Here is a 24,281-nt window from a genome sequence, read left to right on the forward strand (position 1 = left end):
TGCTGAGCCACACTGAAACCAGTCCTCAATGTGGCTTGGATCACAGCCGCAAGACGAGGAATGCGCCGCTGGTGTCACCGCGCCTCAACATACAAAGGAGTATCAATGGAACGGCTCATTAACATCGACAACGGTGGGACGCTGACCGATATTTGTGTCTGGGACGGTGAGAATTTTTCGTTCACGAAGACCCTCACAACGCCCTTTGACCTCTCCCAGTGTCTCTTCGACGGCATGGCCAAAGCGTCCAAGGAAATCTTCGGCGAAGAGGACCTCCCCGGTCTGCTGCACTCCACCCGTCACATCCGGTACTCCACCACCCAGGGAACCAATGCGCTCGTGGAGCGCAAGGGTCCCCGGATCGGCATCCTCACCGACAGCCCCACGCTGGCCGGCGAGCTCCGCAGCGGCGGGGCGGAGCTTTTCGAAGACCTGGTCGGCACCCGGGTGGCAGTCATCAATGCTGACCAGGACATGGAGGAGCTCTCCCAGGAAATTGTCAAGCAGGTCAACCGGCTGACGACCGACGGCGCCGCACGGCTTGTCATCGCCATGGCGGACCGGAACAAGGAGAAGGCCGCCAAAGGCGTTCTGCTCCGGAAGTTCCCCCGCCATCTGCTGGGCTCGGTTCCCATGTTGTTCTCCTGGGAATTCACGCCCGACGCCGTCCAGGCCCGCCGGGTGTGGTCCGGAATCATCAACTCCTTCCTGCATCCCACCATGGAGCGGTTCCTCTACAACACCGAGCACCGGCTGCGGGACCACAAGGTCAAGAACCCGCTCCTCATCTACCGCAATGACGGAGCCTCGTCACGGGTGGCCAAATCTGTCGCTTTGAAGACCTATTCTTCCGGCCCCCGCGGCGGGCTGGAAGGAACCAAGGCGCTCTCGGAGGCGTATGGACTCGCGCACGTTCTGATGATCGACGTCGGCGGCACCACCATAGACGTCGGCTCGGTCAAGAACTCGACCATCTCGACGGATCGCAGGGGCTCCATTCAGGGAGTTCCGGTGTCCTTCGAGATGAGCAACGTCCACTCCAGCGGCGTGGGAGGCAGTTCCATCATCGCCGTTCGCGACGGCGTCATTACAGTCGGCCCCGAGAGCGTCGGAGCCGCACCGGGTCCCGCTTGTTTTGGTTTTGGGGGCAAGCAGGCCACTATCACGGACGTAAATTTGCTTCTCGGCGTACTCGATCCGGACACCTACCTTGATGGAGGTTTCAGTCTTGACGCGGAGCGCTCCCGCGCAGTGATCACGGAAGTCATCGCTGAACCCCTGGGGGTCACCCTGAACGACGCCCTGATGCGGATGGAGGCCGCATACTTCGAACGCATGTCGCGGTCCTTTGCCGCCGACGTTGAGGCTGCGGACGCTACAACGGTGGCTGCATTCGGAGGTGCCGGACCGATGAGCGCCTGTGGCGCCGCGCGGATCGCAGGTGTCCGCCGTGTCCTGGTTCCCAAGATGGCCGCGGTCTTCTCAGCTTTTGGAATCGGCTTTTCTGACATTGCGCAGACCTACGAGGCGAATGTCGCGGGAATGGACGCGCAGAACTTCGGAGAAACCAAGGCGATGCTGCTGGCCCGGGCAACGCGGGACATGTTCCAGGAAGGCCACGAAATTGACGAATGCCAGCTCGAATGGAACGTGGTGCTCGAAGACGCCGACGGCCAGCTGGTGTCCGAGCTGCCGTACCTGGCATCGGATCCGCAGCCGGGCACCAGCGAACACAACACCATGCTGACCCTGACCGCCCGGTACGAACTGCCGCACGCATCGATCAGGCGGGCCGAATCAGTGGCGAAGACGCCCGCCGTTGCCGCCTCCACCCGCAAGGTCCGTTCCGCCGTGGACAAGGTGGACGAGGTTCAGGTCTTCGATTTGGACAGCCAAACGGCCGGGGCTTCGGCATCGGGCCCCGCAATCGTCGAAGGCCCCTACTTCACGGCCCGGGTGCCGCATGGCTGGGTCTTCGATGTGACGGTCTCCGGTGACCTCATGCTCACAGACACCATCCAGAAGTGACCCCACACAACCATCAAGAAAACAGGTGAGACACGCTATGCGAATTCCAATGACGGAATATCTGATCATCGATCTCGACACCGAGCGGTGGAACTGCAAGGTATGCAACCAGGACCTCGGCGAGGCCAGAGGCAATTACAAGGAGGGAACACTGGTCTACGACCGGGACCCCACCGAAATCCACCAGTCGATCCTGGACCCGGAGAAGTACGAATTCACGTTCGCACCGGACCCCACTTTCTGCCGGATTCTCGAGTTCTACTGCCCGGGTTGCGGTACGCAGCTGGAAACGGAGTACGTTCCGCCGGGACACCCGCCCACGGTGGACATGCTGTGGGACATCGACTCGCTCCGCGAAACATGGATCAAGCGGGGCACGAAGCCTGAGGTCGCCATCAACTACGGGCCCGGCGAAGAAGCGGTTGCCGATTTCACCCCGGCCCTCGGCTCCTACAACACCCACAACCATTCCCCCCATTCGTTCAGCTAGTACTTGGAATAAAGGAGACCACTGGTCATGAAACGAATCTCCGTCGACATCGGCGGCACATTTACCGACTGCTTTTTTGCCTGGGAAGACCAGTACGTTGAAGCAAAGGCACTCACAACGCACCACAACCTGGCCCAGGGCTTCAATGAAGCACTCGACCTCGCCTGCTCACGCGCCGGACTGGACCGGGCCCTGGTCCTGAAGGAAGTCGATTCCGTCCGCTATGCCACCACACTCGGCACCAACGCCCTGATCGAAGGCAAAGGCCCGCGTGTGGGGGCACTGGTCACCCACGGCTTCGAGGACACCATCCCGCTTTCCCGCGGCCGCGGCTACGGCGAAGGTCTGGACCCTTCCAAACAACAGAACATGCCTGATGCCACCCGCCCTGATCCGCTGGTGCCGCGCGCCCTGATCCGGTCGGTGAAGGAGCGGATCAACTCGGCCGGCAAAGTGGTCGTTTCGCTGATGGAAGACGATGTCCGCACCCAGGTGCGCGAACTCGTGGACGGCGGGGCCGAAGCGATCGTGGTCTCCCTGGTCAACTCCACCGAGAACCCGGTCCATGAGCAGCAGATCCTGGAGATCATCCTGGACGAGTACCCGGCCCACGAACTTGGGGCCATCCCCGTCCTGTTGGGAAGCCAGGTGTCAGGCCGGAAAGGCGAGTACGTCCGGGCGACGTCGACGATCGTGGACGCGTTCCTGCACGAGATCATGTTCCACGCGCTGGGGCAGCTGTCCAACAACCTGCGTGCGTCCGGCTACGACAAGCCCATGCTTGTTATCCACAACTCGGGCGGTATGGCGCAGTCCAACTCGACGGATGCCCTGCAGACCATCCATTCCGGACCCATCGCCGGCGTGGGCGCTGCCCAGCACCTGGCTCACAGTACCGGCTTGGGAAACGTGATTTCGACGGACATGGGCGGCACGTCCTTCGACATCGGTCTGGTCCCGGAGGGCGGAGTCAAGCACTACGACTTCCAGCCGACCATCGGCCGCTGGCTGGTTTCGGTTCCCATGATCCACCTGTTGACGCTGGGTGCGGGAGGCGGCTCGATTGCCAGTTATGACCGCATCCACCACGCGGTCCAGATCGGGCCGGAATCAGCAGGCTCGGATCCGGGCCCGGCATGCTACGACCGCGGCGGCCTCCGACCTACAGTCACGGACGCTGACCTGGTCCTGGGGTACCTGGATCCGGACAACTACGCCAACGGCTACATCAAACTGAACAAGAAGCGTTCCGTCTACGCAATCGACGAGGTTCTCGCTGACGACCTGAACATGGATACCATCCAGGTCGCCAAGATCATCAAGAATGCGGTCGACGAGCAGATGGCGATCGGAATGGCCAAGGAGCTGCGGGTCCGGGGATACCTTCCGGAAGACTTCACCATGCTGGCCTATGGCGGCAACGGCCCCCTGCACGCCTGCGGCATTGCCGATCACGCAGGCATCCGAAAGATCCTCGCACCGCCCTTTTCCTCGGTATTCTCGGCCTGCGGCGCCGGCAACATGAAACCCCTCCACATCCATGAGCGCGGCTCCCACGTGGTGCTGTATAACCCCACGGACCGCAGCCTCTACCGAAGCTACGACGAGCTGAACAGTGTCATCCAGGAGCTGGAAGCCAAGGGCAAGGAGGACCTGATCCGCCAGGGGTACGACGTCGCAGACATCCGCTACAGCCTCGAAATGGACATGCGCTACGGCAATCAGCTGGTGACCACGGCCGTCGTTTTCGACATCAACCGGGTAAACGGCGTCGCCGACGTGCTGCACCTGATCCGGACGTTCTCGGATATCTATGGCAAGCGCTACGGTTCCGGCAGCCAGGCCCCCGAAGCCGGCATCCGGGCCCAGACAGTGAGGGTGTCGTCCTATGTGGACGGGGACGTAGTCAAGTTCGATTCAATCGACACCGGACATGACCGGACCATGCCCCGCCCGGTCGGGACCCGGCAGGTCCACTTCGTGAAGATCGATGGAGCGGTGGATACCCCGGTGTACGACGCCGAGGCCCTCCACCACCAGCACGTCATCCACGGCCCGGCCATCGTCACCACGGAAAACACCACGTATCTGGTTGAACCGGGCTGGCGCCTGGAACCGACATCCCAGGGAGCCGTGTGGTTCCTCAAAGACTGATCCCGTGCCTCACCGATCCACATCCAGACCTTCCAGCTAACTCCATTGAAGGAGCTCGACAGCAATGACGCTTACAGCAAATGAAAACAGCACGTCCGGCCCAGCCGGAGATGCAGCCGGAGACGCAGCCGACGACGCTTCCCAGCCGCTGACTGCCCAGGAGCAGCAGTGGGTGGACCAGTTCATGGACGAAACAACCCTCTTCCTCGGCCCCGACCCGGCCATCATGCGAAGCCACCAGATCACTTCCCGCTCCGCCTACGAGGACGAGTGCATCTCCAAGGGCGTGGACCCCATCAAAGTGGACCGCATCCGCAAGCGCCTTGCCGGTGCCCTGGATGAGGGCTACGAAATGTGCGAGGCCATGGGTGCCGCTCCCGGTGCCAAATGGGGGGACCTGACGACGGCGATCTACACCGCCGAAGGGGACGTCACCTACCTGTCCTGCCACGGCGTGATTGCGTTCTCGGCGATCCTGCATCACCCGATCCGCTACATCATGAAGTACTGGAAGGACGAGCCAACGGTGGGGATCAACCCCGGCGACGGATTCATCCACAACGATGCCCGGTACGGAAACGTCCACAACACGGACCAGTCCATGATCATGCCGATCTTCCGCGAGGGAAAGATCATCGCCTGGGTCGCAGCGACCATTCACGAAGGCGAGAACGGGGCCTGCGAGCCCGGCGGAATGCCCTCAGGCTCCGAGACCCCGTTCGACGACGGACTCCGGATGTCCCCGTTCAAGATCGTTGAGAAGGGCGATCTGCGCCGGGACCTGCTGACGTTCCTGCAGCACTCGGTTCGCGACCCCAAGCTGCAATTGGCTGACCTCAAGGTCAAGATCGGTGCCGTCCAGCGCATCCAGGAACGCGTCGACAGCATTATCGATGAAGTGGGAGTGGAGACCTTCGTCGCCGCCCTGCGGGTCACTGTTGAAGACGTGGAGCAGGAAGTCAAACGCCGCATCAGTGAACTGCCGGACGGAACCGTGTCCTTCAACCAGTTCATGGACTCCACGCTCAAAGAAAACATCCTGATCAAGTTCGCCTGCAAGGTGACGGTCAAGGGTGACAAAATGACGGTGGACATGAGGGGGACGGGTCCCGAAATCCTCAACCGGGCCATCAACTCCCCGCTGTGCTCGGTCAAGTCGATGATGATGCAGGCGATCCTGGCGTTCTGGTGGCCTGACCTGCCCCGCTGTACCTCGGCGATGTCGCCCATCGACATCATCTCGGATGAACACACGTGGGCTGACGCTGGTTACGATGCTCCGATGGGACAGTCGCTGCAGGCGTCGTTCCGGGGATTCTCTGCCCTGCAGACAGCCTTCGCCAAGATGCAGTTCTCCAACCCGGAAAAGTTCTCCAATGTCCTGGCTCCGTGGTTCAACCAGATCAACACCTTCCTCTGGGGAGGGCTGACCCAGCACGGCGACCAGGTGGGAAACCTGTGTGCTGACCTCAACGGCATGGGCGGCGGCGCCAAGGCATTCCGCGACGGTGAAGACGCCGTCTCACCGTTGTTCTGCGCCATGGCAGACACTGCCGAACAGGAAGTCATGGAGGAGGAAGTTCCTTTTATGCAGCTGGTCAGCAAGCGGATCGTCCGTGACAACCAGGGCTTCGGCAAGAACAGCGGCGGCATGGGCTACGAGATGATCGTTGCCGCCGAGGGAACGCCGATGTGGGGCTTCATGACGGTCACGTCGGGATCCAAGTTCTCCTCGGTCACAGGAATGTTCGGCGGCTACGGCTGCAGCACGACACCGCTGGCCATGGTCAAGGGCATCAACATCTACGACGTGATCCGCAAGGACTCCAGCAAGTTCGATTTGTCCATGGAACGGATCATGAACGAACAGCCCTACGAGGGCGGTAAATACACCACTTCCCATATGGGGCTGCAGTTCGACGTCGCCAAAGATGGCGAGATGTACATGATCGCCCAGGGCTCCGGCGGCGGGTACGGCGACGTGCTGGAACGGGATCCGGAAGCTGTGGCCAAGGACCTGGAACTCGGCCGCATTTCACCGAAGGTCGCCACCAGCATCTATGGCGTTGTCTGGGATCCCGAGACATTCGTCGTGGACCACGAGGCAACCACCCAGTTGCGCCACGACTCACGGCAGGCCCGGATCGCCCGCGGCAAGCCGTACAAGGAGTTCCTTGAGGGCTACGTGAAAACCGAGCCCCCGAAGGACCTGCTCTACTACGGGTCGTGGGGCGACGATACAGAGGAGCTCACCGCCACCCACTTCACCAACAACGGGCCGGAACGGGTCAAAGCGACCATCGACAAGCTGCCGCTGATCATGCTTCCGGACCGCAGGGAAGTCAAGATCAGCGTACTGGAGGACCGGATCCGCGAGCTCGAACTGAAGCACGGGGAAGTTGTCCACCGCAAGTCCTAGACCGCTGCGGTACGTCCCGACCCGGGACGCAGCAACTCAAAAATCCCTCAGCGCCGCATCCTCCCCATCAAGGACGGTGCGGCGCTGAAGCCCTTTATCAGCCAAAGTATGGAGAAAGACGTCATGACCGCTTCCACTGCCACCACCCTCGCCAACGTTGTTGCTTCCCCTCCATCGGGGCGGCCGAAAGCCGTGGTGTTCGACCACCACGAGTACGCAGCTTCCGTGATTCTTCGTGGCCGGCCCGTCCCTTGGGACAACGCCACCGCGTACGCGGCTTTCTTCGCCCAGGCACAGGGGCTGCTCCGGCCGGACGTGGCGCTCCTGGACCTGAACCGGCTGTACGGTCACTTGACGAGCGGCAACACCAGGCTCGAGACCGACATGGCGGCCAGATCCCGGACAGGTTTCGCGCTGAGGACTTTGCTGGGCGACGACGACCTCAACCGGGCGGTGCTGGACTTCGTTACCGTGTTCGCCAAGACCGCCCGCCAGCCTGTGGTGCTGCGCATCCCGTCGCCGATGATGTGGCTCAGGGGTACACACCACTTCTCGGGCGCCGACGACGCCAGCGGCCTCGATGCCGACAACGCAGAGAATGCCTCCATGTATGTCAGTGACTGGCTGCGGGCGTTCGCGGGACTGCCCGTAGCGGGACTTCTGCTGGACAACCGGACGACTGCCGGCGCGTCCCGCGGTGTGCACGTTCCGCTGGAGGCCTACACCCCGATTGCCAATCTGGCCGGCAACTACCGTTGGACGCTGGGGCAGCTCGACGATGACCAGGCTCGTCTGCACGGGGACGCTGCGGTTGGCGCCTATATTCCAGCTGGGTTCTGGCTGGAGCCGGACGTGGAACTTCCGGCCGGGGACTTTTACCTGGGCGACATCCCCAGCGCCGCTTCGCCGGAGGGCGTGCTGGCCAGACTGGAAACCCTGGGGTAAGGGACCTCTGGTTACTTCGGCGGAAGCAGGCGCCGGCGTCGTGCCTCTCTGACGCAGGCCCTTCGGTCGCTGACGCCGAGAGTGTTGAACAGGCTCTTGAGATACCACTTGACGGTATTGATGCCCAGATGCAGCTCCTGGGCGATTTCACGGTTGGACCTGTCCTGCTCGACCAGACGCAGGATCGTCTGTTCGCGCTGGGACAGGTCCGGTTCCGGAACGGACGTGCTGCCCGGGCCGGTGACCGGACGGACCGGCTCAGCAGAGAACCCGGCATCCCGGTTGGTCTTCGCCTGGGCATCCAGCCGGATGAGGACGCTGAGGAAGCGCGGGAACTCGTGGCTGGCCCCCTCCGGGGCGGGCCCGCGCCGCAGCCTTGCCGAAATAGCGCGTACCAGTTCCAGGCAGCCCGCGCCGCCATCGAGCACGGGTCGGACCAGGCCCAGCCGGGAAGACGTCTCCAGGGCCGGCCATAGCGTCGTTTCGGCGTCCGTGCGGTTCCCCGCCTGTTCAAGCGCGACCGCCAGCAGGATACGGGCATTAAGTTCTGCCCTCGGCCCCAAATAGGCTGTTGCCCGGGACAGCAAGTGGCGGGCGCCTTTCACCGTGTCCGGTTTGCTGGGGGAGCCCGTGCACTCCTGCCCGGCTCCAGCCAGGGCGGACCGCAACAGCGTGGCCAGCTGGATCTGGTGCTTGGTCTCGGCCAGCCCTTCCAGCCGCGGTCCGGTGCTGTCCGCCGCTTCCCGGGCAACGGCCGCACCCAATATGTCACCGTCGGGTGCGGCGCGGATGGTCCGGGGGCTGATTCCCAACTGCACGCGTTCAAGATTCATGACCAGTTTGAGCCGGTCCAGGCCGAGACTGTCGGCCACCAGATCGCCCTCGTCGAGTATTTCCCGGGCCCGTGGAGTGTCCCCCCGGAGGGCTTTGATTCGTGCCAGCGTGGCGTACGTGGACACCATGAAGTCCACCACCCCGCCTTCGGAACCGAGCTCGCGGGTTTCTTCCAGTAGCTTCTCGGCCTTGTCGAGTTCGCCGCGTTCATAAAGGAGTTGGCCCATCATCGCTCCCGCCAGCCGCGCCGCATGCGAGTACCGCCCGGCCTTGCTCCGGCCGAGTTCCACCGCCGCCGTGAAGTGCTGGTCCACGCTGTCCAGATCGAGCAGGGCGTAGGCGGCAAGCCCCGCGAAACAATGCCCGTACACGCTACTGAAGGGGCCCGAAGTAAGGCCGTGAAACTTCGCGGCCCAGCGCTGTTGCTCCAAAGCGAGAGGGTACTCGCCGTCGTGGATCTTCTTGAACGTTGAGACGTTCGCTGCCACGGAGACGATCCAGGGCCGGAGCAGATCCGCCTGGGCAAAGCATTTTTCGTCCAGTTCATCCACATGATTCACTCTGTCGCTGTACATGTCGATGCAGCTCTGAACAACGAGGCCTTCGACGCCCAGTTCAAAACGGTCGTGATCGGTCAGGGTCGCATCGGCAGGCATGACGGCTTCAGCCCGGTCCAAGGCACTTTGCGCCGCTGCGGACTGGTGAAGCAGTGTGTGGGCCCACGCAATCGCCGTCTGGAGCCGGGCTTGCCCGGCCACATGGTCAGCCGGGATCTTGCCGACGAGAGCCAGCAGGGTCGACATGCTGGAGTGTTCCACCAGCCACATTGCGCGGAATTCCACGATCTCCGCCGCCAGCTCAACCTCCCCGGCGGCGAGGGCATGGTCCACTGCGTCGCTGGGGAATCCATTTTCCGAATACCAGCGGGCAGCGATCAGGTTCAGTTCTCTGGTCCGGCCCGGGTAATCGCGCTCCAGACGGCGGCGCAGGTAGTCCTCAAACAGGTGGTGATAGCGGTACCACGTGCCGTCCCCGTCAAGGGGCTGCAGGAAAAGATCCTGTGCCTGGATCTTCTCCAGCATGGCCTGGCCCAGTTCCACGCCCGAGAGCGCGGACGCCAGTCCCGCGCACAGCCGTTCCGGAACCGACGTCATCAGGAGGAAATCGAGCGTTTCGGGGTCGAGAGTGTCGAGGACGTTTTCGGCCAGATATTCGCCAATGGACGCGTGCCGGCCCGAGAGCCGTTCGATCAGTTCTGAGGCCTCCCGGTGGTCCCTGAGGGACAGGGAAACCAGCTGCAGCGCAGCGATCCACCCCTCAGTCGTCCGGTGGAGGCTGGCGACGTCTCCCGCATCCAGATCGAGCCGGTTGATGCCAACGAGGAAGTCCTGGGATTCCGTTTCATCGAACCGCAGCGCGACCGCGTCCACCTCGATCAGCTGGTCCCGCACCATCAGCCGGCCCAGCGGCAGGCCCGACCGGTTGCGGCTGGTGATGATGAAGGACAGATGCGAGCCACCGGCATCCAGCAGCCGTTCGACTACCGCCCTGGTTCTGGGCTCCGTGACCAGGTGCCAGTCATCCAGGGTGATGACGATGTCCCGGCCGCCGTCGTCGACGGCGTTGATCAGAGCGGGAACCACGTAGTGCTCGGCATCGCCGGGCCGCTCCTCCAGCAGCTGCTGTAGTTCCTCCTCGAACCCGGGGATGGCTTTGCGGATTGCCTGGAGAAGATGGGAAAGGAACCAGATGGTGTTGTTGTCGTCCCGGTCCAGGGACAACCAAACGGTGATGAGGTCCTGGGATGCGAGGCTTTCCATCCATTGGGCGGCGAGCGTCGACTTGCCAAAACCGGCCGGGGCGTGGATCAGCGCAAGCCGCCGTTTTCGGTCCGGGTGGAGCATCTCGGTCAGCCGTGTGCGGTGAACCCACTGGCCAACCGGCTCCGGCGCGCGGAACTTGCTTGACGCACTGGGCGGTCCTGTCGGCATCCGCCACCTCCTTGTGGTCCGGCGGTCGCCGGAAAATGCACCTGGCCCGCTGAAATCCTATGGGAATAGCGGCATCAAAGACAGTGGTGACCCCTGGCTGCTTCCCCGCGAGGTCTCCCGCCCCCGACGGCCCGCACCACAGCCAACGCGGGGTCAGATACGGCCCATTAAGCCGCCCGGCATGGGCCGTATCTGACCCCGCGTTGCGTTTTTCTAGACGGTTTCGAGGACGCTGACGTAGTTGGCGATGCCGACCCCGCCCATATTCTGCACGGCGCCGCGGCGGGCCGTGGGCAGCTGCATGTCGCCCGCCGTGCCGCTGAGCTGCATTGCCGCGATAACGTGCTGCGAGACGCCGGTCGCACCCACGGGGTGGCCCTTGGCCTTGAGCCCGCCGGAGACGTTGATGGGCAGCTTGCCGTCCTTGAAGACCCAGCCTTCCTGCACGGCACGGGAACCCTGCCCCGGTTCGGTCAGTCCCATCGCCTCGTACATGAGCAGTTCGGCGATGGTGAAGCAGTCATGCACCTCGGCGAAGTCGAGGTCATCGAGCCCGACGCCGGCCATCCCCAGTGCGCGCTGCCACGAGGCCCGCGTCGCGTTGAAGGCGGTGGGGTCGCGGCGCTCGGTGGGGAAGAAATCGTTCGCGTGGCCGAATCCGGCGAGCCGGACCGGGGCGGTGGCCCCGCCCGTGGGGGCGACGCTCAGCACGACGGCGGCGGCGCCGTCGGACACGGGCGAGCAGTCGGTGCGGCGCAGCGGGTCGGCGACCATCGGGTTCTTTTCCGACACGGTCCGGCAGAACTCCTCGCCAAGGTCCTTGCGGAGCTGGGCGTAGGGGTTGTCCACGCCGTTGCGGTGGTTCTTGGCCGCGATGGTGCCCAGCACATCCGAGAGGTTCCCTGCGCCAGCGCCGTAGCGCTTCTCGTAATGCTTGGCGACCTCGGCAAAGAGGCCGGTGAAACCGGTGCTGGAGGCCTTGCCGGCCATGTCATAATCCGCGCCGAGCAGGGCCGCCCCCACCACATCGGCACCGGCGTGCGTCATCTTTTCGGCGCCGATCACAAGGACGGTCTTCGCGGTCCCGGCCAGCAGCGACTTGGTGCCCTGCTGGAACGCGGCCGATCCGGAGGCGCAGGCGTTCTCGACCCGGGTGGACGGGACGTTGGCCAGCTGCTCCGAGACCTGCAGGGCCAGCGAGGACGGGAACGCCAGCGGCATCATGCCGGAGTTGAACTGGCCGAGGTAGATTTCGTCGATCTGGCCCGGCTCGATCCCGGCGTTGCCGATCGCCTCCGTGGCGACCTGGACGATCAGGGATTCGAGGGTCTCGTCCGTGAGTTTGCCGAACCGGCTGTGGCCCCAGCCGGTCAGCAGGACGTCTTTGCCGAACTGTTCGCGCAGGCTCATGCTGTAGCTCCTTCGAGGGTGGGGGTTGCGTCCAGGGACGGGGCGACGTCGAAGCGGGCTTCGGTTTTCCCGCGGAGTTCCTCCACGGTGACGCCCGGGGCGAGCCGGGTCAGCGTAAGCTGCCGGACGCCGTCGACCTTATCGAGGTCAAACACCGCGAGGTCGCTGATGATCCGGTCAACGCAGCTGAGCCCGGTGAGGGGCAGGGTGCATTCCGGAACGATCTTGGCGGTGCCGTCCTTGGCGTTGTGCTCGGTGAGGACTACAACGCGCGGGGTGCCGGCGACGAGGTCCATGGCGCCGCCCATGCCCTTGACCATCTTGCCGGGGATGGTCCAGTTGGCGAGGTCGCCGTTCCCGGAAACCTGCATGGCGCCCAGGATGGCGACCTTGACATGCCCGCCGCGGATCATGCCGAAGGACGCGGCGGAGTCGAAGATGCTGCCGCCGGGCAGGACTGTGACGGTCTGCTTGCCGGCGTTGATGAGGTCCGCGTCCTCCTCGCCCTCGTAAGGGAACGGTCCCATGCCGAGCAGGCCGTTCTCGCTCTGCAGCACGACGCGGACGCCCTCGCGCAGGTTGTTGGCGACCAGCGTGGGGATGCCGATGCCGAGGTTGACGTAGTCGCCGTCGTTGAGCTCTTCGGCCGCGATCGCAGCCATTTCATTCCGGGTCCAAGCCATGATGATTCTCCTGAAGAAAGTAGGGGCCGGCGCTCAGGCCGGAACGGATGCGGCGACGTCGGAGGCAGCTGCTGTGCCGGCCGCTTCGGCGCGGGGTCGGACCGTGCGCTGTTCGATGTCCTTGACCCGGTCGCTGGCCTGGACCAGGCGCTGGACGAAGACGCCGGGGGTGATGATGTGGTGGGGGTCCAGGACGCCGGGTTCAACGATGACCTCGGCCTCCGCGACGGTCACGGCGCCGGCAGCCGCGACGACGGGGTTGAAGTTCTGCGCGGTGTAGCGGTAGATCAGGTTGCCGTCGGTGTCGGCGGTGTGGGCGTGCACCAGGGCGACGTCGGCCTTGATGGCGCGTTCCTGGACGAACGTCTCGCCGTCGAACTCCGCGAGCGGTTTGCCTTCAGCGACGAGGGTCCCGACGCCGGTCTTGGTGTAAAAAGCCGGGATGCCGGCGCCGCCGGCGCGGAGGCGCTCGGCCAGGGTGCCCTGCGGGGTGAACTCCACCTCCAGCTTGCCGGCGAGGTACTGCTCGGCGAAGAGCTTGTTCTCGCCCACGTAGGAGGCGATGACCTTCCGGACCTGGCCGGCTTCAATCAGCACGCCGAGGCCCTTGCCGTCCACTCCCATGTTGTTGGACACCACCGTGAGGTCCTTGACGCCCGAATCGCGCACCGCCTCGATCAGGTCTGCCGGGATGCCGCTGAGGCCAAAGCCTCCGACGGCGAGCGTCATGCCGTCCCGCAGTACGTCCTGCAGCGCGGCGGCCGCTCCGGATTTCAGCTTTGACATTGCATCTCCTCATTGAGCACTTGACGCAATCCACTTTGTGGACTGTTTCCCTGGTTTTGGAGCCTACGGTGCCGAAATGGGGCTGTCAATGAATGATTCGGGCCTGTCCCGGGGCATTTTTACAGTGTGGACGGTAGGCTCTGGACTATCCACAATGTGGATAGTTTAGGAAGATCCGAGTCGAGTTACGAGGAAATATGACGTCACCACCGGTCCAGGGCGCACAGGTGGTCAGCCGCGTCGCGTCGCTGCTGCGCATTGTCGGACGGAAACCCGAGGGCTCCCCGCTCGTGGAACTTGTCAGGGAATCCGGGCTCACCCGCCCCACCGTGCACCGGCTGCTTTCCTCGCTGGCCTCCGAAGGCCTGCTGGACCAGGACCCGGTCAGCGGCAACTGGGTCCTGGGCCCCGAGATCCTGCTGATGGGGTCGGTGGCCTCGGCGCGGTTTCCGCTGGAAGACATCGCCCGGCCCAGCCTCCGCCGGCTGGCCGAGGAGACCGGCGAGAGCGCGTTTTTCTCCATCCGGCGCGGTGCCGAAACGGTGTGCCTGCTCCGGGAGGAAGGCAGCTTCCCGGTGCGGTCCTTCGTGCTGCACGAGGGTGTCCGCTTCCCGCTTGGGGTCGCCTCCGGCGGGACCGCCATTATGGCGTTCCTGCCCGCGGCGGAGCAGGAGGAACTTCTGGCGGACTGGCCCACCCACGCGGGCGATTTCGCGGCAGCCCACACCGAGGGTCTGGTCCGCGCCAACCTGGCTGCGACACGGCAGGCCGGCTACTCGGTGAACCCGGGGCTCGTGCTGGAGGGCAGCTGGGGGATGGGGGCAGCAGTTTTCGACCAGCGCGGGCGCCCGGCCTGGGCGCTGTCGCTGACCGGCATCGAACCGCGCTTCAAAGAGGAACGCCAGGCAATGCTCGGCCGTCTCCTGATGGATGAGGCCCACCGGATCTCCACGCTGCTGCAGGGCACCACATAGGCGCCTGGGCACTGGCGCCGAAACGGTCCGGCAAGGGCGCAAAGTGCCCCCGGACGGACTAAATCCTGGGGCCGGTTACTTCCACCAGGTGTCGAAGATGGTGACCGGGACGGTGCGCTTGTGCCGGGTGCGGAGGTATTTCTGTTCGATCAGCCCGGCTGCGGCCACGGGGATGTCGCGGCCCTCAAGGTAGTCATCGATCGTGTCGTAGCTGAGGCCCAGTTCGTCCTCGTCGGTGCGGCCGGGCTGGCCGTCGAGGAGGTCGGCCGTGGGCACTTTCTCCCAGATCCGGGCCGGGGCGCCCAGCTCGGCGAGCAGGGCACGGTTCTGGCGCTTGTTCAGTCCGAACAGCGGCAGGATATCCGCACCGCCGTCGCCGTACTTCGTGAAGAATCCGATGACCGATTCCGCGCCGTGGTCCGTGCCGATGACCAGATAATTGTGCTCGCCGGCGAGGGCGTACTGCGCGATCATGCGGGTGCGGGCCTTGGTGTTGCCCTTGTGGAAGTCGGAGATCCCGTTGCCCACGGTCTTCTCGAATTCGTCCTCAAAGCCATCCACGGCCGCGGAGATGTTGAACGTCCACTCGGTCTTTGCCTGGATGAAGTCCAGGGCCGCCTGGGCGTCGTGCTCGTCGTACTGCACGCCGTAGGGGAGGCGGACGGCGACGAAGTTGGCGTCCACCCCTTCGGCCGTGAGCTCGTCGACGGCAAGCTGGGCCAGCCTGCCGGCGAGTGAGGAGTCAAGCCCGCCGGAGATCCCGAGGACGAATCCCTTGGTGTGGGTCGCTTTCAGGTAATCCTTGAGGAACGTGACGCGTTTACGCACCTCCCCGGCGGGGTCAATCCGGGGCAGCACGCCCATTTCTTCGATGATCTTCGCCTGGAGTTCACGCATGACTTAAAGCCTAGCCAGCAGTGTCAACCGCGCTCAACTATTGCACCGGGGCGGGCGCCGCGGATAGCGGATGGCGCTTCCTAAAACACGTGGCGCTACGCTTTCGGACCGGCGCTACGCGGATCTCCGCCGCGCGGGTCCGAAACCGCCGCGAAAAGACCCTCCCGTGGCTCCCCGCGCAGGCGTAGCGTATTGGCCATGGAGAGGACCGGGTGTGTGGTGGTCGGCGGCGGGCCGGCGGGCATGATGCTGGGACTGCTGCTGGCGCGGGCCGGTGTCCAGGTCACGGTGCTGGAGAAGCATGATGATTTCTTCCGGGACTTCCGCGGTGACACCGTCCATGCGTCCACCATCCGGCTGATCGATGAGCTGGGTCTGGGCGAGGAGTTCCGCCGGCTTCCGCAAAGCCGCTTGAGCAACGTCGCCTTCCCGGTGCCCGGCGGTCCGCCGGTGACCATGGGCAACTTCGATTCGCTGCCTTCGCCCTACAACTACGTGGCCATGATGCCGCAATGGGACTTCCTGAATTTCCTGGCCGACGCCGCCGCCCAGGAACCGTCGTTCAGCCTGCGGATGGGCCACAGGGCCACCGCGCTGGTCCGCAACGGCGGCCGGGTCACGGGGGTCCGCTACCGGACCGCAGACGGGTCCGCGGGTGAGGTCCGGGCGGACGTGGTGGTCGCGACCGACGGGCGTCATTCGACCCTGCGTGCCGGGGCCGGGCTGGCCCCGAAAGAATATCCCGTGCCGTTCGACACCTGGTGGTTCCGTCTGCCGCGGCTCACCTCCGAGCACGGCGAGATCGCCGGAATCGTGCCGGCGTTCGGCCGCGGCGAGGCACTGCTGGCGCTCAACCGCACCGACTACTTCCAGATGGGATACCTCGCGCCGAAGGGCGCCGACGCCCGGATCCGTTCCGAGGGCGTAGAGGGCTTCCGGCGCCGGGTCGCGGGGCTCCGTCCCGATCTCGCCGACCGCATGGACGCGATCGCGTCGCTGGAGGATCTGCATTGGCTGGACGTGCGCCTGGACCGTCTGCGCCACTGGCACATCAACGGGCTGCTCTGCATTGGAGACGCGGCGCATGCGATGTCCCCGGCCGGCGGGGTCGGGATCAACCTGGCTATCCAGGACGCCGTGGCCGCCGCGGACTGCCTGGCCCCTTCGCTGCTTCGGGGCCGGGTTTCCCGCGGGGACCTGGCGAGAGTCGAACGACGGCGGCGGACGCCCACCGTCGTCGTGCAGACGGTGCAGCGGGTGATGCACCGGCTGCTTTTCGAGCCGATCATGACCGGAACGCGGGCAGGGGCGCCGGCTGTCCTGCTGTTCGCGGCAAGGCACCTCCCGGCTATCGGCAGGGTGATTCCGCGGTTCGTGGCTTTCGGGCCGCGGCCCGAGCACGCCCCCGCGTTCGCCCGGCGCGCCCCGCAGCGTTCCTAGCACGGCGCGAAGGGGGACTGCTTTTCCTAGCCGTGGGCCTCGAGGTATCCGATCAGTGCCTTCACCGTGGCCACTGCCGGGTAGTCCCGCTCCGGGATGTCGACGCCGGTGGCCGTGTCGATCGTTTCGACCAGCCGGAGGAAATCCAGTGAATCGAGGTCGAGGTCCTGCCGGAGCCGGGCGCCCTCGTCCACCTCGGCCAGGTCCACGTCCGGCGCCACCTTGCCGAGAGCTGCCGCCACGGCCGCCCGGGCGTCCTGTTCGTTCATGGTTCCTCCTGTTTCACAGTTGCTCCGGTGTCTGCAGCAGCTCGTCGATCCGCGCCAGGTAGCGGCCGCCGCGCAGCCCGTCGCTGACCCGGTGGTCGGCGGAGAGGGTGGCGGTCACGGCGGGCCGGACGCCGAGCATCCCGTTCTGCGCCCACGGTTGTTCCAGGACCCGGCCGAAGCCAACCATCGCGACCTGCGGGGGATAGATGACCCCGAAGACGCTCTCCACCCCGAGGTCCCCGAGGTTCGTCACGGTGATCGTGGGATCCGCCATTTCGGCGCGCTGCAGCCGTCCGGCCCGGGCGCGGCTGACGAGGTCCCTCAGCTGCTCCATGAGCACATCGACCGGCAGGGTGTCCGCGTCGTGGATGGCCGGGGCCACCAGGCCGCCCTGGCGCAGGGCGACGGCGACACCGAGGTGCACGGACGCGCTGGGCCGGAATCCGCCGTCGTCGTAGAACCCGTTCACCTCCGGGACGTCCTTGGCCGCGAGCGCCGCGGCCTTGAGCAGCAGCGCGGAGGGGACCAGCCGGGACGCCACCGGCCGCTGGGCGTTGACGGACTGCATCCAGTCGACGGCGGCGCGCAGGTCCAGGGTGGTGCTCAGGTAGTAGTGCGGGATTGTCTTCTTTGACCGCGACATCAGGGCCCCGATGGCGCGGCGCAGGCTGGCCACGCGCTCGCGTGCCTCCGAAGGCTTCCCGGAAACCGGGGCCCCTGCGGCCGGGGCCCCGGGGGCTGGCTCTCCGGCAGCTTCTTCCGCTGGAGCTTCCGGCAGGGCCTCCTCCACCGGACCGGCTTCCTCCATCGGAATCGGACCGGCTTCCGCCACTGGACCGGCCGCCGGGTGGCTGGCCGCGGCGTGCTGAACGTCCGCCACGGTCACGGCACCCTCCGGTCCGGTGCCGCTGACGGCGGAAAGCTCGACGCCGAGTTCTGCGGCGAGGCGCCTGGCCCGCGGCGAGGAACGGACCCGGGACCCGGAGGCCCTGGCCGCCACAGCGTGTTCCACATCGGCCCGTGTGACGGCGCCGGCCTTGCCGGTGCCGTGGATCCTGGCTGTGTCAACGCCCAGCCGGTGTGCCAGATGCCGCACCGGGGGAGCGATGGGGGGAGCGGTTGGGGGCGCGGCGGGGGGAGCGATCGGGGGAGCGATCGGTGGCGTTTCCCCGGTCTTCGGGGCCGCGCTCCGGGCCGGAGGCGCCGGCGCCTCCGGCCCGGGAGCCCCCACCTCGGCAGGGGTCTGCGTGATCCTGGCCAGCGGGGTGCCCACCGGTACGGTTTCGTCGAGGGCCACGAGCAGTTCGGCGACGACCCCCTCCTGGAAGGACTCCACATCCATAACCGTCTTGTCGGTGTCCACCACCGCCACGAGGTCCCCGCGGCGCACATAATCACCGGGCTTGACCAGCCATTCGACGATCTTGCCGTGCTCCATGTCAGCCCCGAGGGACGGCATCAGGAAGTCACCCACTGGCCCTGACCGCCTCCTTGGCAGCGGCCACAATCCGCTCGACGGACGGCAGGGCCGCCAGTTCCAGATGCTTGGAATAGGGGATCGGCACTTCGGCACTGCAGACCCGGCCCACCGGGGCATCCAGCTCATAGAACGCGTGCTCGGTGATCCGGGCGCTGATCTCGGCGGAGATGCTTCCGCTGCGCCATCCCTCATCCACCACCACCGCACGGTGGGTCCTGCGCACCGAGGCGAGGATGGCGGCCTCGTCAAGCGGCCGCAGGGTGCGCAGGTCCAGCACCTCCGCGTCGATGCCCTCGTCCGCGAGCTGTCCGGCGGCGTCGAGCACCGCCGGAAGCGTTCCGCCATACGTGATCAGCGACAGGTCGTTCCCCGGGCGCCGGACGGCGGCGGCGTCGATGTCCACCGGGCCGGCGTCGTCGTCGAGCTCCCCGGTCACGTTGTAGAGCGAGCCGTGCTCGAAGATCAGCACCGGGTCGGGATCCTGAAGCGCGGTCCACAGCATGCCGCGCGCGTCGGCGAGCGTGGCGGGGGCGAGGATGCGCAGCCCGGGGATGTGCGCGTACCAGCCCTCCAGGCTGTGCGAATGCTGCGCCCCGAGCTGGCGGCCGGCGCCCGTGGTCATCCGGATCACCAGAGGGACGTTGAATTGGCCGCCGGACATGTGCAGCAGTGAGGCGGCGTTGTTCACGATCTGGTCCAGCGCGAGCAGGCTGAAATTGACGGTCATGATCTCCACGACCGGGCGCATTCCGCCGAGCGCCGCCCCGATGCCCGCCCCGACAAAACCGGACTCCGACAGCGGCGTATCGCGGATCCGCGCAGGCCCGAATTCCTCCAGCAGGCCCAGGCTCACCGCGAAGGACCCGCCGTACGCCCCGACGTCCTCACCCATCAGGAACACCCGCTCGTCGCGGAGCATGGCATCGCGGATGCCGGCCCGGAGTGCCTCGCGGTAACTGGATTTCATGGCTCAAGCCCTTCGCCGGTTTTCGGGCCGGTGCCGCGCTCGCTGTAGACGAAGCGGGTGAGGTCCTCCACGGGTTCGAGGGTTCCGGCTTCGGCGAAGTCGACGGCGGCGGCGACCTCCGCGGCGGCATCCGCCTCGAGCTGTTCCCAGTCCTGCGTGGAGAGCTGGCCGGCGGCCTCCATCGTGGCGCGCAGCAGGGTGAGCGGGTCGCGTTCGAGCCAGCGGGCGACTTCGGCTTTATCGCGGTACCGTTCCGGGTCGAACATCGAGTGCGCCCGGAAGCGGTAGGTGCGCAGCTCCAGGAAGTGCGGGCCGCCGCCGGACCGGACGGCGTCCACCGCGCGCCGGGCCGTTTCTTCGACGGCCAGGACGTCCATGCCGTCCACGGCCCACGCCGCGATTTCGTAGGCGGCAGCCTTGAGCGCGATGTCCGTCTGCGATTCCGAGTGACCCAGCGCCGTGCCCATGGCGTAGAGGTTGTTCTCGCAGCAGAACAGCACGGGCAGCTGCCACAGCGCGGCGAGGTTGAGGCTCTCGTGGAATTCCCCTTCCGCGACGGCGCCTTCGCCGAAGAAGCACACGGTCACGCGGGAGCGTCCGGCCATCTTGTCCGCGAGGGCCAGCCCGACGGCGAGCGGCAGGCCCCCGGCGACGATGGCGTTCCCGCCGATGAAGCGGGTGGCGGCGTCGAACAAATGCATGGACCCGCCGCGGCCGCGGCAGCAGCCCTCAACGTAGCCGTACATCTCGGCGAGGATCGCCCCGGCAGGGACACCACGCAGGAGGGCGTGGCCGTGCTCCCGGTAGGTGGCGACGACGGCGTCCTCCGCGCCCAGGGTTTCCAGCACCCCGGCCGCGATGGCTTCCTCCCCGATGTAGACGTGCAGGAAGCCGCGGATTTTGGCGGCGCTGTACAGCTCGACGCATTTCTCCTCAAACCGGCGGACCCGGAGCATCTGCAGCAGCAGGTGCCGCCCGTGGGCGGGGTCCAGGGCCGGGGCCAGCGGGTCCAGGGGCCCGGTCATGGCGGTGGCTCCGGCTGCTGTCCGTCCGGCTGCTGTGCGTCCGGCTGCTGTCCGTCCGGGTCCGGCGCGCCGGACGGGGTCTCGACCGTGGAGGTGTCGCCCTCCGGGAGCCCGAGTTCGCGGGCCTTGAGCAGGCGCCGGAGGATCTTGCCGCTGCGGGTCCGGGGCAGGGCCGTGGTGAAGTCCAGCAGCCGGGGCGCCACCGCCGGGCCGAGCCGTTTGCGGGCGAAGCCGATGATTTCCAGCTGCAGTTCCTCCGAGGGCTCCCAGCCGGGCCGCAGTTCCACGAACGCCTTGACCACCTCGCCGGCCACGGGGTCGGGGACCCCGATCACCCCGGCCTCGGCCACCGCCTCGTGTTCCATCAGGGAGCTCTCCACCTCGAACGGGCCGATCAGGTGCCCGGAGGACTTGATGACGTCGTCGCCGCGTCCGACGAACCAGTAGTAGCCGTCGGCGTCGCGCCTGGCGAGGTCGCCGGTGAGGTACCAGCCGCCCGCGAAGCAGCGTCGGTAGCGTTCCTCCTCATGCAGGTAGCCGCGGAACATCGAGGGCCAGCCCGGCCGCAGGGCCAGTTCCCCGACGGTGTCCGGCGAAGTGACGAGGACCGCCTCGCCGTCGCGGACGACCGGCTTGTCCTGGGCATCCCGGGCCACGATGCCCGCCTCGACGCCGGGGAGCGGCCGGCCCATCGAGCCCGGGCGGATCTCGGTGGCGGCGAAGTTGGAGATCATGATGCCGCCGGTTTCGGTCTGCCACCAGTTATCGTGCACGGGCTGGCCGAAGGCTTCCTGGCCCCAGAGAACGACCTCGGGGTTCAGCGGTTCCCCGACGCTGGCGACGAAGCGCAGCGCGGACAGGTCGTGGGCCCGGGCGCGTTCGGCCCCGGCCTTCATCAGCATCCGCAGCGCCGTGGGGGCGGTGTACCAGACCGTGACGCGCTGGTCGGCGAGGATCCGGTACCAGCGGTCCGCGTCCATTTCCTCCTCGTCCACGATGGTCGTCACGCCGTGGGTCAGCGGCGCGATCACGCCGTACGAGGTACCGGTGACCCAGCCGGGGTCGGCTGTGCACCAGTACACGTCCTCCGGGTGCAGGTCCAGGGCGGCGGTGCCGGTTGCGTGGTGCGCGGTGACCGCGTCGTGCACATGGATGGCACCCTTCGGGGTCCCGGTGGTGCCGGACGTGAAATGCAGCAGGGCCATGTCCTCGGCCTGCGTCGCGGCGATCTCACAATCGGCCGGGGCTGCGCGCAGCAGCGCAGCGAGGTCCAGGGTGCCCGGCTCCGGGCGGCCGTCGGCGTCGGTCAGCAGGACGTGCCGGAGTTCCGGGAGCGAGTCGCGGAGGTGGGCAATTTTCTTGCGGTAGAGAGCCCGGGTGGTGACCAGGACCCGGCCGGATCCCAGCTGCAGACGCTGGCGGACGGGTTCCGGGCCGAACGCGGAGAACAGCGGGCAAAAGACGCTGGCGTTCTTCAACGTGCCCAGCACCGCTATGTAAAGTGCCGGTCCGCGCCCGGTAAGCGAGAAGACGCGCTCGCCGCGCCCGACGCCGAGGCTGCGCAGCACCCCGGCAAAGCGGCTGGTTTGCTCCGCGAGCTCGGCAAAGGTCAGGGAGTGGCTGCTGCCGTCGGCCCGGACGAACCGCAGCGCCTCGTGCCCGGCGTGCCCGCCGGCGGCGTGCCGGTCCACTGCCTCATAGGCGATGTTGACGCCGCGGCCACCGGGGAGCCCGGAGAGCTGATGCCGGGCTTCGTCCCAGGAGAAGGCGGCACAGGCTGCGTCATAGTCCATCAGGTTCGGCCGCACCCGGAAGCTGCCGATGTCCTTGGGAATGGCGGGCCAGCGGGTCGAAGGTTCGGTTCCTGCCGTCATGGTTCCATCGCACTCCTGCCCGGCACGGGTTCCTAGAGGACAAAGACCCGGCGCCGGATCAGGGGAGCCTTCGGAAGGCGGACCGGCGTCAAAATGGCCGGCTGGGGATCCGGTGCCGGACAGCCACTAAACTGGGTCCCATGACTGCCACCAGTGCCCCTGCAGCTGACACCGCTGCCGCCCGTGCCCGCCTGCTTGAACTGATCAAGGAGCTGGCCGTCGTGCGCGGCAAGGTTATCCTCTCCAGCGGCGCCGAGGCCGACTACTACATCGACCTGCGCCGGATCACACTGCACCACGAGGCCTCCAGGCTTGTCGGGCAGGTTATGCTTTCGCTGCTGGACGACGCCGGCATCGACTTCGAGTGCGCCGGTGGACTCACCATGGGTGCCGACCCTGTGGGCACCGCTGTTATGCACACCGCCGCCGGCGCCGGACGTCCCGTGGACGCGTTCGTGGTCCGCAAGGCACAGAAGTCCTACGGCATGGGCCGCCAGGTGGAGGGCCCCTCCGTCGAGGGCCGCAAGGTTCTGGTGCTGGAGGACACCTCCACAACCGGAGGCTCCGCGCTGACCGCCGTCGAAGGCGTCCGCCGGGCCGGCGGAAACGTTGTCGCCGTCGCCGTGATCGTGGACCGCGACACCGGCGCCAAGGAAAAGATCGAGGCAGAGGCCGGAGTTCCCTACCTCTTCGCTTTCGGCAGGGACGAACTGGGCCTCAGCTAGGCTCTTCCGTCTCAGCGGGCGCGTGTGGACGGGGGATTGGCCATGATTTATCCTTTTTAAGTATTCACCTGACAAAAAGAGACCACGCGCCATGCTCCTTCCCGAAGATATCCTCGAACCCGCCAGCACCGTTGTCCAGATCCAGAACCTGATCCTTGAGAGCGCCGATTTCGAGAACTTCCTCAACGAACTCGCACGATTTTCCGCCCACCAGGTGGCGGGTGCCGGCGACGATGCCCTGTGTGGCATCACACTGCTGCGGGACCGCAAGGCCGCGACCATCGGCTGGAGCAGCGATTCTGCCCGCGAAGTGGACGAAATCCAGTACCGGCTCGCGCAGGGCCCGTGCCTGACGGCGGCGCAGGAGGAATGCGAGGTCTACGTTCCTGACCTGTTTGATGAGGAACGCTGGGGACCGGACTATGCCAATGCTGTCGCTGCCCACGGCCTGCGCTCGGTACTCTCCGTGCCGTTCCACCTGCAGGGCGAGGCACAGGCGGCGCTGAACCTTTACTCAGATGTGCCGCACAAGTTCGACGGCGATGTTGCCGTCAGGGCGCGCGGCTACACCCGGGAGATCTCCCAGGCGCTCCGGCTGGCCATCCGCTTCTCCCTGCACACCGACAGTGCCATCAATCTCCGGGCCACCCTCGAATCCCGCACTGCGATCGACATGGCCGTCGGGATTGTCATGGCGCAGAACCGCTGCGACCAGGAGGCGGCCGTCAAGATCCTCACGGACGCGTCCAGCAACGGCAACGTTAAGCTCCGTGACATTGCCACGTCGCTGGTCCGGTCCGTGGGCGGCAACGCGTCCCGGACCCATTTCGAGGAACCGGGCGGTAGAGAAGCCGGCTGAACCGGTGGCGGCATATGACTTGTGCGCTCCT

The 24,281-nt window shown here is 66.2% G+C and carries 19 protein-coding genes; 9 read left to right on the plus strand and 10 right to left on the minus strand.

Annotated features, from left to right (window positions below; genetic code table 11):
• Positions 1–105: 105 nt before the first annotated feature.
• From ACZYX4_RS09660 to ACZYX4_RS09680, 5 genes are all read left to right on the plus strand, one after another.
• Positions 106–2,028: a hydantoinase/oxoprolinase family protein gene (locus ACZYX4_RS09660; RefSeq protein ID WP_463875359.1), complete on the plus strand. Its 1,923-nt coding sequence runs from the start codon at positions 106–108 to the stop codon at positions 2,026–2,028.
• A 49-nt stretch (positions 2,029–2,077) separates the two neighbouring features.
• Positions 2,078–2,518 carry an acetone carboxylase subunit gamma gene (locus ACZYX4_RS09665; RefSeq protein WP_463875360.1) on the plus strand — a complete coding sequence of 147 codons (441 nt, stop codon included), beginning with the start codon at positions 2,078–2,080 and terminating at the stop codon, positions 2,516–2,518.
• A gap of 27 nt (positions 2,519–2,545) precedes the next feature.
• On the plus strand, positions 2,546–4,672 hold the full coding sequence (locus ACZYX4_RS09670) for a hydantoinase/oxoprolinase family protein (protein WP_463875361.1): 2,127 nt from the start codon (positions 2,546–2,548) through the stop codon (positions 4,670–4,672).
• A 64-nt stretch (positions 4,673–4,736) separates the two neighbouring features.
• Positions 4,737–7,091, plus strand: coding sequence for a hydantoinase B/oxoprolinase family protein (locus ACZYX4_RS09675; protein ID WP_463875362.1), 2,355 nt, complete (start codon positions 4,737–4,739; stop codon positions 7,089–7,091).
• 123 nt (positions 7,092–7,214) lie between these two features.
• Complete coding sequence (locus tag ACZYX4_RS09680) at positions 7,215–8,036, plus strand: hypothetical protein (protein WP_463875363.1); 822 nt, start codon at positions 7,215–7,217, stop codon at positions 8,034–8,036.
• Between the two features lie 11 nt (positions 8,037–8,047).
• On the opposite strand, the gene ACZYX4_RS09685 is transcribed toward ACZYX4_RS09680, so the two are convergent.
• The 4 genes from ACZYX4_RS09685 to ACZYX4_RS09700 form a co-directional block, all read right to left on the minus strand.
• Positions 8,048–10,861, minus strand: coding sequence for a LuxR C-terminal-related transcriptional regulator (locus ACZYX4_RS09685; RefSeq protein ID WP_463875364.1), 2,814 nt, complete (start codon positions 10,859–10,861; stop codon positions 8,048–8,050).
• 213 nt (positions 10,862–11,074) lie between these two features.
• The gene (locus ACZYX4_RS09690) at positions 11,075–12,271 is read right to left on the minus strand and encodes an acetyl-CoA acetyltransferase (RefSeq protein WP_463875365.1); all 1,197 of its coding nucleotides are present in this window, start codon (positions 12,269–12,271) and stop codon (positions 11,075–11,077) included.
• Positions 12,268–12,954, minus strand: coding sequence for a CoA transferase subunit B (locus ACZYX4_RS09695; RefSeq protein ID WP_463875366.1), 687 nt, complete (start codon positions 12,952–12,954; stop codon positions 12,268–12,270). Before ACZYX4_RS09695 ends, ACZYX4_RS09690 begins: the two co-directional genes overlap by 4 nt.
• A gap of 33 nt (positions 12,955–12,987) precedes the next feature.
• The gene (locus tag ACZYX4_RS09700) at positions 12,988–13,740 is read right to left on the minus strand and encodes a CoA transferase subunit A (RefSeq protein WP_463875367.1); all 753 of its coding nucleotides are present in this window, start codon (positions 13,738–13,740) and stop codon (positions 12,988–12,990) included.
• A 197-nt stretch (positions 13,741–13,937) separates the two neighbouring features.
• Between ACZYX4_RS09700 and ACZYX4_RS09705 the strand changes: the two genes are divergently transcribed.
• Positions 13,938–14,714, plus strand: coding sequence for an IclR family transcriptional regulator (locus tag ACZYX4_RS09705; RefSeq protein ID WP_463875368.1), 777 nt, complete (start codon positions 13,938–13,940; stop codon positions 14,712–14,714).
• 75 nt (positions 14,715–14,789) lie between these two features.
• On the opposite strand, the gene nadE is transcribed toward ACZYX4_RS09705, so the two are convergent.
• Entirely contained in the window at positions 14,790–15,611 is an 822-nt protein-coding gene (gene nadE, locus ACZYX4_RS09710) for an ammonia-dependent NAD(+) synthetase (protein ID WP_463875369.1), read from the minus strand.
• A gap of 198 nt (positions 15,612–15,809) precedes the next feature.
• On the opposite strand from nadE, the gene ACZYX4_RS09715 reads away from it, so the two are divergent.
• Positions 15,810–17,051 (plus strand): FAD-dependent oxidoreductase, encoded by a 1,242-nt coding sequence (locus ACZYX4_RS09715; protein ID WP_463875370.1) that lies wholly within the window; start codon positions 15,810–15,812, stop codon positions 17,049–17,051.
• 26 nt (positions 17,052–17,077) lie between these two features.
• On the opposite strand, the gene ACZYX4_RS09720 is transcribed toward ACZYX4_RS09715, so the two are convergent.
• Genes ACZYX4_RS09720 through acsA form a run of 5 tightly spaced genes read right to left on the minus strand, consistent with a single transcriptional unit; the run spans position 17,078 to position 22,666 of the window.
• Positions 17,078–17,320, minus strand: coding sequence for a phosphopantetheine-binding protein (locus ACZYX4_RS09720; protein ID WP_463875371.1), 243 nt, complete (start codon positions 17,318–17,320; stop codon positions 17,078–17,080).
• Between the two features lie 13 nt (positions 17,321–17,333).
• A complete protein-coding gene (locus tag ACZYX4_RS09725; protein ID WP_463875372.1) occupies positions 17,334–18,794 on the minus strand; it encodes a 2-oxo acid dehydrogenase subunit E2 in 1,461 nt (486 codons plus the stop codon).
• The gene (locus tag ACZYX4_RS09730) at positions 18,787–19,767 is read right to left on the minus strand and encodes an alpha-ketoacid dehydrogenase subunit beta (protein ID WP_463875373.1); all 981 of its coding nucleotides are present in this window, start codon (positions 19,765–19,767) and stop codon (positions 18,787–18,789) included. The genes ACZYX4_RS09725 and ACZYX4_RS09730 overlap by 8 nt, the downstream gene beginning before the upstream one ends.
• Positions 19,764–20,792: a pyruvate dehydrogenase (acetyl-transferring) E1 component subunit alpha gene (gene pdhA, locus ACZYX4_RS09735; protein ID WP_463875374.1), complete on the minus strand. Its 1,029-nt coding sequence runs from the start codon at positions 20,790–20,792 to the stop codon at positions 19,764–19,766. The genes ACZYX4_RS09730 and pdhA overlap by 4 nt, the downstream gene beginning before the upstream one ends.
• Positions 20,789–22,666: an acetate--CoA ligase gene (gene acsA, locus ACZYX4_RS09740; protein WP_463875375.1), complete on the minus strand. Its 1,878-nt coding sequence runs from the start codon at positions 22,664–22,666 to the stop codon at positions 20,789–20,791. Before acsA ends, pdhA begins: the two co-directional genes overlap by 4 nt.
• Before the next feature lie 140 nt (positions 22,667–22,806).
• Between acsA and pyrE the strand changes: the two genes are divergently transcribed.
• Positions 22,807–23,391 (plus strand): orotate phosphoribosyltransferase, encoded by a 585-nt coding sequence (gene pyrE, locus ACZYX4_RS09745; RefSeq protein ID WP_463875376.1) that lies wholly within the window; start codon positions 22,807–22,809, stop codon positions 23,389–23,391.
• Positions 23,392–23,482: 91 nt separating this feature from the next.
• Complete coding sequence (locus ACZYX4_RS09750; RefSeq protein WP_463875377.1) at positions 23,483–24,250, plus strand: GAF and ANTAR domain-containing protein; 768 nt, start codon at positions 23,483–23,485, stop codon at positions 24,248–24,250.
• The last annotated feature ends 31 nt before the right edge of the window (positions 24,251–24,281 follow it).

This window comes from Pseudarthrobacter leeuwenhoeki (assembly GCF_055412885.1).

Coding starts and splice junctions, on each gene's coding strand:
- ACZYX4_RS09695 (WP_463875366.1), bottom strand. CDS start 12,954: ATGGCTTGGACCCGGAATGAAATGGCTGCGATCGCGGCCGAAGAGCTC.
- ACZYX4_RS09675 (WP_463875362.1), top strand. CDS start 4,737: ATGACGCTTACAGCAAATGAAAACAGCACGTCCGGCCCAGCCGGAGAT.
- pyrE (WP_463875376.1), top strand. CDS start 22,807: ATGACTGCCACCAGTGCCCCTGCAGCTGACACCGCTGCCGCCCGTGCC.
- pdhA (WP_463875374.1), bottom strand. CDS start 20,792: ATGACCGGGCCCCTGGACCCGCTGGCCCCGGCCCTGGACCCCGCCCAC.
- ACZYX4_RS09680 (WP_463875363.1), top strand. CDS start 7,215: ATGACCGCTTCCACTGCCACCACCCTCGCCAACGTTGTTGCTTCCCCT.
- ACZYX4_RS09685 (WP_463875364.1), bottom strand. CDS start 10,861: ATGCCGACAGGACCGCCCAGTGCGTCAAGCAAGTTCCGCGCGCCGGAG.
- ACZYX4_RS09715 (WP_463875370.1), top strand. CDS start 15,810: ATGGAGAGGACCGGGTGTGTGGTGGTCGGCGGCGGGCCGGCGGGCATG.
- acsA (WP_463875375.1), bottom strand. CDS start 22,666: ATGACGGCAGGAACCGAACCTTCGACCCGCTGGCCCGCCATTCCCAAG.
- nadE (WP_463875369.1), bottom strand. CDS start 15,611: ATGCGTGAACTCCAGGCGAAGATCATCGAAGAAATGGGCGTGCTGCCC.
- ACZYX4_RS09700 (WP_463875367.1), bottom strand. CDS start 13,740: ATGTCAAAGCTGAAATCCGGAGCGGCCGCCGCGCTGCAGGACGTACTG.
- ACZYX4_RS09705 (WP_463875368.1), top strand. CDS start 13,938: ATGACGTCACCACCGGTCCAGGGCGCACAGGTGGTCAGCCGCGTCGCG.
- ACZYX4_RS09690 (WP_463875365.1), bottom strand. CDS start 12,271: ATGAGCCTGCGCGAACAGTTCGGCAAAGACGTCCTGCTGACCGGCTGG.
- ACZYX4_RS09730 (WP_463875373.1), bottom strand. CDS start 19,767: ATGAAATCCAGTTACCGCGAGGCACTCCGGGCCGGCATCCGCGATGCC.
- ACZYX4_RS09665 (WP_463875360.1), top strand. CDS start 2,078: ATGACGGAATATCTGATCATCGATCTCGACACCGAGCGGTGGAACTGC.
- ACZYX4_RS09660 (WP_463875359.1), top strand. CDS start 106: ATGGAACGGCTCATTAACATCGACAACGGTGGGACGCTGACCGATATT.
- ACZYX4_RS09720 (WP_463875371.1), bottom strand. CDS start 17,320: ATGAACGAACAGGACGCCCGGGCGGCCGTGGCGGCAGCTCTCGGCAAG.
- ACZYX4_RS09670 (WP_463875361.1), top strand. CDS start 2,546: ATGAAACGAATCTCCGTCGACATCGGCGGCACATTTACCGACTGCTTT.
- ACZYX4_RS09750 (WP_463875377.1), top strand. CDS start 23,483: ATGCTCCTTCCCGAAGATATCCTCGAACCCGCCAGCACCGTTGTCCAG.